The following is an 11820-nucleotide window of genomic DNA, read 5'->3' as shown; positions in this document are numbered from 1 at the left end:
GGCCCCTCCTGCTTGAGCTCACTGCTGGGTGACGAGCACCTGCACCTCGTCGATGCGGACACTGGCCGTGGATTGGCGCGTGACGGTGAGGGAGCCCGACGCGCCGCCTCCGCTCCAGGTCACGTCCCACGTCGTGATGGCGCTGATCGGGAAGACGCCGTTCGCTTCGGCCGTCGACGGACGGTCGTAGATGTGCTGGCAGGTCGGGGAGGTGACTCCGCCCTCGACGTACGGGGTGCCGGGCGAGGCACAGGTCTCGGATCTCCCGTCACCCATCGACCAGACGATCTGTCGCGCCTGGGCGGTGGCCGTCACCGAGAGCCCGGGCACGCTTGCCGTCGCCGAAGCGGGCCCCCACGTCGACGGTGTGACGTCTGTCCACAGCCAGACAGGGACACCGACGACACCCGTCTCGTCCGAGCCGATGGTCAGCCGGATCGTTGGCCCGGCGAGCTCGAGCAGGGACACCGCACGCTGGGCGAGCTGCTGCGGCGTGATCGACGTCCCGCCGTAGCCGGGTGGCTCGGCCGCCGACCAGACCCAGCCCTGGCGCCCCCCGGGCTGGGTACCGACGCACGACACGGAGTAGATCGCACCCTCGGGGTGGTGGCCGGCCCAGATCACGTCGGTGGCAGGTGGCTGGACCTCGAGCTTGCGCCAGTAGCAGTCGTCGCGATCGTTGAACCACCCGAGCGGGCTCTGGCACGGGACCTCGACGCCGGTGGCGGAGACGATGCACCGACGCTCCGCGCCGCTCCCGCTGTCCCCACCCGCGGGCGGTGCGGGCTGGGCGGGCGTGCCCGGGGTGCCGACGTCGATGACGCAGAACGTCGAGTGCGGCGAGCAGACGACCTCGCCGCTCGTACCGATGACAGAGCCGAGCGCGAGTGCCACTGCGACAACAGCGATCAGCATGGCGCTTCGTGGTCGACGACTGACGACCGGATGGTCCAACGGTCGACGTAGTAGTACGCGGTGCTCGTCGTCGTCAGCTTCGGCGCCTGGCCCGGCTGCGCCGCGGACTCTCCGGTCGCGGCGTACACCGGCGTCCAGTTGGTGCCGTCGACGCAGTCGACGATCGTGGCCGTGCCCTGCTCGCCCACGACGATGTCCGAGACGTGGGGGGAGAGCGTCGGTTCGCCGAGGACCTTGATGCCGTTGCGGCGGAACGTGTAGACGCCAGAGATGACCTCCGCGAACGCCGTGTCGACGGCGAACCGCTCGAGCTCCGCACCCGGCTCTACGGTGGGGTCGCTGAACGCCGTCACCTTCGCCGCCCAGTAGCCACGGTAGGCATCGAGGATCGCGGCCTCTGCCGAGGCGGTGGCGGGGTCCTGCGTCGGCGTCGGGCTCGCCGACGGTGTCGGAGATGCCGGCGAGGCAGTCGTCGTAGCGGTCGCGTCCGGTCCTGGCTGAGTGCAGCCAGCGAGGAGGACCGCGCCGGCGACGAGAAGCCCGCCCAACGCGGAGCGCGTGGAGATGTGTCGATGCCTCATCGGACACCCGCCCCCTGCGCGGTCCGCGCGCGCCCGCGAACCGGCTCGACGACTGCGTCGGAGCGCCCATTGCACACCCTTCGGCGCGACGCGCGCATCTTGGGCGCGTGTCCCAGAGCATCGTGGACGTCGTCATAGGTGCAGGTGTGCCACGAGTCTGCCAAGGTGCGCCGCTGGTCGGCTCGGATCTGTGGACAGCCTTACCGCGAAGGCAGTTGTGGACCGTCGACCGCCGCGGTGCTGCGCTCCGCAGCGAGCACGGGAGACCGATGCCGGCGCACCCGCGTCGAACGAAGGGCGGCACGCATCGGAGGAGTGGTGGCTGCCGCTGGACCATCACGCAGGATCCTCGCGATCAGACCGGACCAGGTCGCCGTCCCGCGCAAGGCCACGCACAGACGACGCGCCTGCCACGGCGGGAGATCGAGGTCGCGAGCCATGTGCCGCCAGCCGAGCGCTCCAGAGCGTGGATCGTCCGAGGCGTCGGGAAGGTCGACGACCGCGCGGACGATCCGCCGGGCCTCCTCGTCGGGCCACCCGTTCTCGACGAGCGCCAAGACGACGCAGTCGATCGCCGGGAGGAGCTCGCCGGCCGCGGGCTCGGGCGCCGCAGCCTCCCAGCCGTTCTCAAGGAGGACGTCGAGGCTGAGTGGTAGCCGGACGGGCGCCGAGCCGTCCGCCGGGGGCAGCAGCTCCCATGCTCGACGCTCGACCTTGCCGTACCGGGCCGCGATCACCTCACCCAGCGCTGCTCTCTTAGCCGCGCGCCAGACGACGCCCCACGGCGACTCGGCCCGCCGGAGCGCCGGCTTCGTCATCGCGACCCACGCCGCCTGCCACGCCGACGCCTCTGCCTGCGACGCGGCGAGCCCGCGCAGACCCACGTCGATAGCGAGCGGGCGAGCGATCTGGACACGGACGAACGTCAGCAGCTCCGTCGCGCTCGGCCCCTCCCAGCCCTCGACGTCGACGCGTTCGAGCGCCTCCAGCAGCGACGCGTTGTCTCTCGTGATGTGCGGCCGCTGGCCGCGCAGGCTCGTGCTCATTGTCGCCTCCGAACTGTCGTCGGCAGCGACCCTCCTCACGCTCACTAGACACAGCGGTGACGGCATGCGCGCATCCGTCAGCGTTTGAGCCCGTCATCGACGCGTCATCGGGACGTCTACGAAGCTCCGCGGCGTCACCCTCAGGGCCAAGGCGTTGCGATGAACGTGCCGTGCTACCTGCTCGAGTGCGTCATCCGCGGCGGAGCGATGACTTGACGGCGACGCCGACTCGCCCGAGGTTCCGCGCCGACGCGCCCCACGCCCTGCGATCGCGCAAGACGGTCCGTGCGTCGACTTCTGGTCGGACGGTCCGGCGTCCGGCTGCCCGGACTAGCCGACCAGGCGCTGCGAGGTCTGCACCGAGGACACGACGTCGAGGATCGCTCGGCTCGTGGCGGATGCACCGTCCTGGTCGAGAATCATCCCGGGGTGGTCGACGCGGTCGACCACGCGATGGACGCTGTTGGTGGACAGGGTGGCCAGTGCGTCTTGAGCCGCCGACTTGTCGGCGTCGTGACCGATGCCCGCCGTCAGGACGATCAGCGGCTTTTCGGCGAAGTCGCTCATCTCGGCCGCTTGCCGGGCGGACGCGCCGCCCAAGGAGTACTCCTCGATGGTGCTGCGGACATCGCTCGGCGTCGGCTGATCGATCAGACGCGTCAGGCCGAGCCGCGCTGAGGTCGACACGAGGATGGCAACACGGTCCATGAGGCCCGACGAGCGCTCGTCTCCCCTCTCTGCCGCACCTTCGTCCAGCGGGGAGGCCGGGGCCGTGGAGTCGATCAGGACCATTCCAGCGACGTCATCCGGGTAGCGATCGGCGAACGTGAGCACGTAGAGCCCGCCGAAGGAGTGCCCGGCCAACACGTACGGTCCAGGGACCCCGCCGCGCTCGAGCAGCGCGTGCAGGTCGGTCGCGATCTGCGCGGCGTCCTGATTGGTCGGGGCGGGGTCGCTCCAGCCGCGCCCTGCACGGTCGTACCCGCAGACCCTGGCGCCGTCGGCCACGGTGGGCGTGATCAGGTTCAGCTGAGCGGACACCATGCCGGCTCCGGGTTCAACGACGACCGTCGGGCTGCCCGAGCCCGTGCAGCTCAGGTGCAGACGATGCGAACCGATGTCGACGAGCTGACCAGGCATGGAATCAGCCCGCGTCGCCGCTTCGCGCACCGTCTGCAAGCCGCCGCCGAGCGAGGCGAGCGCCAGCAGGGCGAGCACGGGGGAGAGGAGCCACCGCCGGATCGGGTGGTGCAGGTCGCGACGGGCGCGAACGATCGCCCAGACCGCCAGCACCAGCATGACAGGCGGCCACACCCAACTGAGCGGCTCGAGCACCGACGCATCGAACGCCACGAGGAGAACGCCGCTTACCCCCATGACCGCGGCCGGAGCAAAGGCCCATTGCTGAGGCTGAGCGGTGAACCGCGCGGAGAGCATGCCGAGCATCGCCCAGCCCAGCGCCAGTCCGCACAGGACCGCCCCGGTGATCCCTGCTTCTGTCGGGGGGACGAACGGAGCGGCCGCGAGCAGCACAGCCGCGAGGAGCCCTCCGGCGAGCGCGCCGAGCACGACCCACCCGATGGGCCCTCCCGAGGCCACGGGCATCGGCGACAGAGAAGGTGGGGGATCGGCCAGGGTGGCGGTGCGGTTCATGACTGCCTTCTGCGAACGCGGGCGGTGACGGGGACGACTCCAGCGTGGAGGGCACGGCCGCACGGCCGCCAGGACACGTCGTTGACGATTCCGGCCATCGCCTCGGCGGCGTACGGTCACTCCATGAGGTCGCGATGACCGAGTCACGGGACATCGACTCGAGCGGGTCGACGTCGGCCCCGGTGGTCGAGCACGGCGTCGTGATCGTCACCTTCGACGGAGCCCAGATCCTCGACGTCACCGGACCGCTCGAGGTCTTCTCGACCGCGTCCCGCATCGTGCCGACCGTGCGGTACGTCACCCAGGTCGTGACCCCGCTCGGTGGACCGGTGCGTCCCAGCTGCGGGCTGGAGTTCGCGTCCACCGCGGTCGCTGACGTCGGCGGTCCGGTCGACACCCTCGTCGTCGCCGGCGGTTCCGACATGGACACCGCTGTCGCCGACACCGAACTCCTCGACGCCGTTCGGCACCTCGCCACCGACGCCCGCCGGATCACCTCGGTCTGCTCCGGCGCCTTCGTCCTCGCGGCCGCCGGACTGCTGACCGGACGCCGTGCGACCACGCACTGGGCAGAGTGCGCAGCCCTCAGCGACACCTACCCCGACGTTACGGTCGAGCCCGACGCCATCTACGTCAACGACGGCAACGTGTGGACGTCCGCGGGTGTCACGGCCGGCATCGACCTCGCGCTCGCGCTCGTCGGTGACGACCACGGTCACCAGGCCGCCGCCGCCGTCGCACGCCAGTTGGTCGTCTACCTGCAGCGCGCCGGCGGGCAGACCCAGTTCTCGGCACTGCTCGCCGGGCAGGCAGCCGACAGCGAACCGATCCGCGACCTCCTGTCGTGGATCCGCGACCATCTGACCGACGACCTGTCCGTGCCCGCGCTCGCCCAGCAGGTCAACCTCTCTGAGCGACAGTTCACGCGCGTCTTCAAGGCGGAGGTGGGCACCACCGCCGGAGCGCACGTCGAGGGCGTCCGTCTCGATGCCGCGTGCCGGCTACTGGAGACGACGAACCGGACGGTCGCGCAGGTCGCTAAGGCGTGCGGCTTCGGCACACCCGAGTCCATGAACCGGGCGTTCCAGCGGCGGCTCGGAACGACGCCCGGGGCGCACCGCCAGCACTTCCGCGAGAGGCCTTCTCAGCAGCAGGGCGGCGCGGACGCGACTCCCCATCTCTCGGCGTCGTGAATGCGGGCGGAGTGAAGGCTCGACGCACACCTGCATGTCGGCCCTGAACCGCGTGAGGCTACGGCGCGAGCGCGGCGCACGTCGTGTCGACGAGGCGGAGGGCCGCTGCCTTCGAGGCTGCGCGCGGAGATCCCGACACCGCACTGACCGCGAACAGGGCGAGCTCGTCCGCATCGAGGTCGTCACGCAACTGATGGTCGGCCTGAGCAGTCCTGATCAGACCGGCCACCAGACGCTGCAGGGCAACTCCGTGCTCCTCGAACCGGTCGCCCGTGTGCAGCGATGCGACCGCGTCCGCCGCACCGGCGTGGATGCGTGACTCGAACAGGTTTGTCCCATGCGCGCGGAGCACACGACGGAGGCGCTCGACGACGCCGCCGTCGTCGGCTGCAATCGCGTGCAGTTGCTCCAGATGCGTGTGGACCTGCTCGGCGTGCCACTCCTGGAGTACGGACTCCACGTCAGGAAAGTACTTGTACAGCGTGGCCCGCCCGATGCCGGCCTCCTTCGCGATCCCCGTCATCGTGACCCCCAGCAGCCCGCGCTCCGACACCACGGTTGACGTGGCGCGCAGAACGGCGGCCCTCACCTCGTGGCGGTGCGACTCGATCGTGCTGTCCCAGAGCTTCGGCATCGTGCCTCAGACGATACAGGGTGATACGCCCGCGACAGCGCGTATCGACATCGACACCCTGTCTCGATAAATTGGCGTTCATGACCGAACAGCAACCAACCGGCCCGCTCAAGGCGTCCCAGTCGTCACGCCTCGAGGCGGCCGGAGACCTCGCCCGCGACCAGCTCGAGAAGTTGCGCTCTGACGACTCCACCGCTCAACGGGAGGTGCTCTTGAGCGTCCGCGCCCAGCACGTCCAAGAACGCCTCCTCCCGGCGAGGCAGGCCGGCTTGATCAGCGAGGAGGAGGCGACCGAGCTCGTGCGACGCGTCGAGTCCGGCGACCACGACCCGGCCCTCCGGCACTACATCAACGAGCTCGCACGGCGCGCGCGTAAGGGGGAAGACACGACGACGGCGTAGGCCCGGTGCGAAGCGCATGCTCGTTCCGCGAAGATTCCGCGAGCTGCCTCGCTCATGCCGCTTGATCGACTTGGTCTCGGGGATCGTCGCGACGACCTCGATCCCGCCAGTCTCGTGAGCCGTCGTGCATGGCGCGGCACCATGGCCCCATGGCTTTCGACATCGAAGGACTGCTCGATCTCTGGAGCACGCCGCATCAGGACCGCGCCGCGGCCGAGGCCGCGTTCGGCGCCTGGTACGCCGACCCAGTCGTCATCAACGGCACGCCGATGACCGTCGCCGACCTGGTCTCGCGCGCCGAACAGGTGCGCAACACCTTCACCGACCTCGAGCGCGAGGTGCTCGACGTGTGCGAGCAGGCAAACGAGCGAGGCTCGAAGGTCGCCGTCGCCTTCCGGATGTCGGGCCGACAGACCGGCGCGCTCGGCACGGCGGCCGGGGTGCTGCCACCCACCGAGCGTGAGCTGCAGATCCGGGTGATCGACGTGCTCACCATCGAGGGAGGCTTGATCGCGAGCCTGTGGATGACAGCCGACGAGCTCGGCGCCCTCGCGGCGATCGGCGCCGCCAGGCTCACGGTGCCGCCTGGCTAACGTTCATGGGTGGCACACCGCTGGACAGCCATTTGACACTTGTCGGTCCTAGACGCTGCTCCAGACTTCCAGATCCGCGCCGATGCCTACCGCCGAAGCTCGTGCCGAGTGGAGTAGCGAGTCGAGAAGCCTAACCTTGTGCTTGTTGGCCACATCCGCGTAGGCGGCCTGCGTCACTTGTGGCTGGAGCACTACGACTCGAACTGGCGCCGTGAGATTGCGGGCGCGAAGGTAATCCAGAAAGTCAGTTCGGTCACGTTCCCGATTGCCATCTAGCCATGTAGCACTGTTCTTACGCGTCTCGGCGCCAAGGGCGTTCACGAGACGTCCGCCGGTGAGATGAGAAAGGTTCTTTACGGCTTGACCCACGACGCCCTCGTAGCGCTGGACCGCAACTCCTCGTGTGGGCCGTCGCTGACTGGCGGACTTGACGTGGATGAGAGTGAGCTCGTCCTTATGCGACAGGTGCACAAAGTCTCCGACCTCGCCCGCTCCATCATCGCAAGTCAAATAGCCCGAGGATAGGCGAGTGACGACCCAGCCAAACAGCGAGTCGTCTCCCGCCACGCCGATTAGATCATGGACCCTCGACCCCTCCGGCACGCGCGGCTTCTCTTTCGAGATGTCGCAATTTAGGAATGCTTCCCACTTCCAGTGCTTGAACGGTTCAATGTCGGTGTTGCTAAACCAAATACCCTTGTGATCGACAGCGTGCCCCGATGCATAGTGCACGCGGACGTGGCGCTGTGCGGTCGTAAGCGCATTCAAGACGGTCCTGGCGCTCACGGGATCCGTCGGCGCCCCTTCCCAGCCGAACACCATCCGGGGCTGGGACCTAGATGCAGTCACGGCGACGGCCAGTTTGCCGCCAATTGTGCCGTTCAGACCCACCTCGAGGGTCAACGATGCACCAGACGCCGCATGGACATTCAGCTCCGCGTCTTCGAGCAGGTTCAACGCATCGATCAAGTCGGGGTCAAGTTCGTCGGAAGGCACGTCGGAGACAGTCGGGAGTGTGACGTGGAATGCACCAGACACTTGGTCGAGACTATTTTCACGAGTCGCGAGCCATGGAAAGACGGAACTTGGTGCGTCAGGCTCTGATTCGATCGCGGCGATCGCGCTCTTGAGTACCCACACCGTCGACCTTATGAAGTCACCGATATTTTTCGACGAGTGAAACCACACCGTTGAGTTCTTTGGTGTGACGCCGAACTTCGCGGTGGAGGCACCGTTCAATCCCAAAGTCGGTATTTCGGCCCGCGCAGCGCTCAGCGAGAACGTCGGATCATCGAACGGATTAAGTGCCTGCTGCAGTTGGGGGCCGCTCAGGTGCTTTGAACTTGCCTTCGTCGATCTCGGTGCATGTACGCCATCTAACCAAAGCGACTTCGCGTCGCCAGTTAAAAATGCCCTTTCCAATGCCGCTGACTCAAGCCGACGGTAAGGCGGTGTGGGGGTCTTGTCAAGCCAGGACTGGAAGCTCTCTAGGCCGTGATCGCAGACAATCGCGACGTATTTATTGAACGATATGAAGGCCGTGAGACTGTGTTTGACATCGACGTAGGGGCCGTCGATTTGCCATGGTGGACTACTGGTAAATCGTGAGATGTACGCGCCGACCGTGACGGCGCCTCGGTCGTCGGCGCTCAGACCGGCGGCTTCAAGCGCGCGGTCCAGGTTATCAACCGCGGCGGCCACGATCGTTCGCTCGGAGCCCGACCGCGTGCGATACACGTTCTGCAAACGAGTAAGCAGGCGAGGAATCTCCACGGCGTGGTCCGTGGCGGTGCACTCCAGGAGCAGGAGGGAGATGTACGGCTTGAGCATTAGTAGGTCGATGGGTGTTGTCGAGGTGTCCTGCACCTGGACCTCCATCGGTCACCTAAGTGGGAGCGCACGGCTCAGTGCCGAGCACGGACCTTTGCGAATTCAACCTAATGACTAGCGGGCGCCTCGAGCGCCACACAAGTGGCGTAGCCCGTCTCCGGAGGAGTTCACCCGGGTGAGAGGCAGTGACATCGCCAAGGCACGACAGTGGAGGAGTCCACATGTTCGCTCTCCGCGTGTCCGGTGCGGGCTGGTGTCATCAGGTTGCGGCTCCATCTGCACGACCACTCCCCGGCGCCAGGTGCTCGAGAATCTCGGCAGTTCTTGCGTCTACCTGCTCGTCAGGCTGGATGTAGTGGAGCCGGGTGATCGCGGTCGACGTGTGTCCGAGGAGTTCAGCGGCGAGGTCGAGCCCGCCATGCCTGTCAACGACCGTTGCGGCCGTGCGACGAAATGCGTGCGGCGTCACCGCTGCAACTCCCGCGGACTGCAGAGCATCGCGGAGTCGACGTCGAACGTTCGCAGTCGTGAGGGGCGTGCCGTTGCGGCTGAAGAAGACGAGGTGGTCCTGCGGCAGTTGGCCCGTGACAGACAGGCGCTTGCGCAAAGCCTCGAAGGTGAAAGACGGAACGGCGACCCGGCGCACAGACTTCGCGGACTTCGGGTGGTCCTGTCGGTACGTTGGCCTGCTCTTGGCGGAGACGATCGTGCCCTCGATCCGGATTGTCGGCGGCTCGGCGTCGAGGTCGAGGTCACACACGCGAAGAGCGAGTGCCTCCCCGATGCGCGCGGAGGTGCCCACCATGACCTCGATGATGGCCTCGAGCTGACCATCCGGTCTGGGGCCCATCGACGTTCCGTTCCGTCGCCATGACGCGACGGCGTCGCGGATGACGTCGAGCTCGACCGCTTCGAGGGCCATGGGAGGGCGGGCAGGCCGCTTGAGACGTCGCGTGCCCTGGACAGGGTTGCGGTCGACCGCCTCGAGCCGCACCGCGAGGCCCATCACCAGGCTGAGGATCTTCTTCGAGTGCACGGCACGGGCGTAGCTGAACGCGCGCTGCTGCGTGAGCCACGCGTTCCACACGGGCCACGGTGATCTCGCGGACGGTGAAGTCCCGGAACGCCGGCAGCAGGAGGTGCTCGGCCTCCCACGCGTAGCGTTCACGCGTACTGATCGCCAACTCGCCTTCGGCCTCCAGGGTCCCGAGCCAATACGCCACGAGGTCCGCGAACGAAGTGCCGCCCGTGATCTCGCTCGTCGGCGCGAGCTCGTCGGATACCGTCGTCATCTTGAGCTGCAACCGCCGCCGCGCGTCGGCCCGGCTGCCACCGGTCGACTCGAGCTGGCGGTAGCGGCCATGAACGTCCCGGTAGCGCACCCGCGCTCGGAACCGGCCGCTGGGTGTTTGCTGCATCGAGATCTCGCCAAACGCGCCCACGCCCAGCCGTGACCTAGGCACGTCCGCTCACCGCTCGGTGCGATACGTCCCCGGCGTGGTTTCCCGCACGGTGTCGAGCCAGGACTGCACAGACGACAAGGGGAACTTCAGGTGCCGGCCGATACGCAGGGCGCACGGCCCCTTGCCCTCCGTGCGCCAGCGGTAGATCGTGACCACCGGCACGCCGACGTACTCGGCCAGTGCATCGATGCTCAGCAGCGGTTCGAGGCCTGGGAGCTTCGAGCTCGGGCCGGCGACGTCGTCCGGGAGATGGGTCTGCGTGGTCATGCGGCCAGGTGTGCGCAGGGCGCTCAGATGTCGCGACGCAGTGCGAGGCGCTGCTCGCCCTGCTCGACGTTGACGCTCCCGCGACGCTGCTCGTGAGTCGAAAACGCGGGATAAACGCGGGATGGACCATGTCCAGAAACTCCTCAGGCCTGGTGAGACACCGTCTCACCAGGCCTGATGCGTCGGGCTGACAGGATTTGAACCTGCGACCCCTTGACCCCCAGTCAAGTGCGCTACCAAGCTGCGCCACAGCCCGATGGCCCCCGCAGGGGCCTCGGAAACTCTACCTCACCGGGGCGGGGTGCCCGTCCACCCGTTTCAGGTCTGTGCGTCGGCGCGCCTCAGTCCTCGAATGGCCAGAACGGCCGCACCTCGACGCGCCCGAAGCGGGCCATCGGGTGCCCGGCGGCGATCCGCAGCGCGTCGTCCAGCGACTCGCACTCGACGACGTCGTACCCGGCGATGTGCTCGGCGGTCTCGGCGAAGGGCCCGTCGGAGACGAGCGTCTCGGAGCCGCGCACCCGGACGGTGCGGGCGTCGGACACGGGCCGCAGGCGGTCCCCGTGCAGACGGGCGGAGCCGGTCTCGGCGACCCAGGTCTCGATGTGGTCGCCCTCGGGGGTGTAAGGCTCGCCGGTCGGGTCGGTGCAGATGAGCAGCATGTAGCGCATGGTCTTCTCCGTCGCTCGCAGGTACCGGGCGGCGGTGGCCCGGCGGACGACCTCGTGACGGGCGAGCCGTGCCGGGATCGACAACGTGCACGTCCGTGCACGGCGATTGACCCTGCCACGGCCCGGTCCTAGCGTCGAGCCGCCGGCCAGCCGAGGGTCGTCTGGCCCGCGCAGGAGGCCGTCATGCTCTCCGACTTCGACGCCATCCCCGTCCTCGCGGTCACGGACCTCGAGAAGGCGCGCGCGTTCTACGAGTCCACGCTGGGGTTCGCCAGCGTCGGGGACGCCGCCGAGGGCGTGATGTACCGGTCGGGCAGCGGTGAGTTCCTCGTGTACCCGTCGTCGTTCGCGGGGACGAACCAGGCGACCGCGATCTCCTTCCAGATCTCGGCGGACCGGTTCGACGCCGAGGTCGCGGACCTGCGCGACCGGGGCGTCGACTTCCAGACCTTCGACGTGCCCGAGGGCACGTGGCAGGACGGCGTGCTGGTCGCGGGGGAGATGAAGGCGGCCTGGTTCGCGGACCCGGACGGCAACATCCTCAACGTCGAGACCGGCGCAGAGGGGTGAGCG

General features: G+C 68.1%; 13 protein-coding genes and 1 tRNA gene. 4 read left to right on the top strand and 10 right to left on the bottom strand.

Translation table 11 applies throughout. From position 1 onward, the window contains the following. Nucleotides 1-18 precede the first annotated feature (18 nt). The 4 genes from OMK64_RS03255 to OMK64_RS03240 form a co-directional block, all read right to left on the bottom strand. Nucleotides 19-915, bottom strand: coding sequence for a hypothetical protein (locus OMK64_RS03255; protein WP_272726538.1), 897 nt, complete (start codon nt 913-915; stop codon nt 19-21). Next, nucleotides 909-1268 carry a hypothetical protein gene (locus OMK64_RS03250; RefSeq protein ID WP_272726537.1) on the bottom strand — a complete coding sequence of 120 codons (360 nt, stop codon included), beginning with the start codon at nt 1266-1268 and terminating at the stop codon, nt 909-911. The genes OMK64_RS03255 and OMK64_RS03250 overlap by 7 nt, the downstream gene beginning before the upstream one ends. Before the next feature lie 428 nt (nt 1269-1696). Further along, nucleotides 1697-2542 carry a hypothetical protein gene (locus OMK64_RS03245; RefSeq protein ID WP_272726536.1) on the bottom strand — a complete coding sequence of 282 codons (846 nt, stop codon included), beginning with the start codon at nt 2540-2542 and terminating at the stop codon, nt 1697-1699. A 330-nt stretch (nt 2543-2872) separates the two neighbouring features. Continuing rightward, on the bottom strand, nt 2873-4195 hold the full coding sequence (locus OMK64_RS03240) for an alpha/beta fold hydrolase (protein ID WP_272726535.1): 1323 nt from the start codon (nt 4193-4195) through the stop codon (nt 2873-2875). Between the two features lie 134 nt (nt 4196-4329). On the opposite strand from OMK64_RS03240, the gene OMK64_RS03235 reads away from it, so the two are divergent. Next, nucleotides 4330-5388 carry a GlxA family transcriptional regulator gene (locus tag OMK64_RS03235; protein ID WP_272726534.1) on the top strand — a complete coding sequence of 353 codons (1059 nt, stop codon included), beginning with the start codon at nt 4330-4332 and terminating at the stop codon, nt 5386-5388. Between the two features lie 58 nt (nt 5389-5446). Here the strand turns inward: OMK64_RS03235 and OMK64_RS03230 are convergent, their stop codons facing one another. Further along, on the bottom strand, nt 5447-6022 hold the full coding sequence (locus OMK64_RS03230) for a TetR/AcrR family transcriptional regulator (protein WP_272726533.1): 576 nt from the start codon (nt 6020-6022) through the stop codon (nt 5447-5449). Nucleotides 6023-6102: 80 nt separating this feature from the next. Here OMK64_RS03230 and OMK64_RS03225 point away from each other — a divergent pair, with 80 nt between their 5' ends. After that, complete coding sequence (locus OMK64_RS03225; protein ID WP_272726532.1) at nt 6103-6423, top strand: hypothetical protein; 321 nt, start codon at nt 6103-6105, stop codon at nt 6421-6423. A gap of 149 nt (nt 6424-6572) precedes the next feature. Beyond that, a complete protein-coding gene (locus OMK64_RS03220) occupies nt 6573-7016 on the top strand; it encodes a nuclear transport factor 2 family protein (protein ID WP_272726531.1) in 444 nt (147 codons plus the stop codon). Nucleotides 7017-7064: 48 nt separating this feature from the next. Here OMK64_RS03220 and OMK64_RS03215 read toward each other — a convergent pair whose 3' ends face one another. From OMK64_RS03215 to OMK64_RS03195, 5 genes are all read right to left on the bottom strand, one after another. After that, on the bottom strand, nt 7065-8894 hold the full coding sequence (locus OMK64_RS03215; RefSeq protein ID WP_272726530.1) for a hypothetical protein: 1830 nt from the start codon (nt 8892-8894) through the stop codon (nt 7065-7067). Between the two features lie 211 nt (nt 8895-9105). After that, nucleotides 9106-9933 carry a site-specific integrase gene (locus OMK64_RS03210; protein ID WP_272726529.1) on the bottom strand — a complete coding sequence of 276 codons (828 nt, stop codon included), beginning with the start codon at nt 9931-9933 and terminating at the stop codon, nt 9106-9108. A gap of 382 nt (nt 9934-10315) precedes the next feature. Next, nucleotides 10316-10576 carry a helix-turn-helix transcriptional regulator gene (locus tag OMK64_RS03205; RefSeq protein ID WP_272726528.1) on the bottom strand — a complete coding sequence of 87 codons (261 nt, stop codon included), beginning with the start codon at nt 10574-10576 and terminating at the stop codon, nt 10316-10318. A 182-nt stretch (nt 10577-10758) separates the two neighbouring features. Then, nucleotides 10759-10832: transfer RNA gene (locus OMK64_RS03200), tRNA-Pro, on the bottom strand. Nucleotides 10833-10917: 85 nt separating this feature from the next. Beyond that, nucleotides 10918-11331, bottom strand: a complete 414-nt coding sequence (locus OMK64_RS03195) for a YciI family protein (RefSeq protein WP_306469211.1) — start codon at nt 11329-11331, stop codon at nt 10918-10920. Between the two features lie 99 nt (nt 11332-11430). Between OMK64_RS03195 and OMK64_RS03190 the strand changes: the two genes are divergently transcribed. After that, nucleotides 11431-11817: a VOC family protein gene (locus tag OMK64_RS03190; protein WP_272726527.1), complete on the top strand. Its 387-nt coding sequence runs from the start codon at nt 11431-11433 to the stop codon at nt 11815-11817. Nucleotides 11818-11820 lie beyond the last annotated feature (3 nt).

It is taken from the genome of Cellulomonas fimi (assembly GCF_028527925.1).
GTDB classification, from domain to species: domain Bacteria; phylum Actinomycetota; class Actinomycetes; order Actinomycetales; family Cellulomonadaceae; genus Cellulomonas; species Cellulomonas fimi_C.
This window is presented reverse-complemented; position numbering and strand designations above follow the sequence as displayed.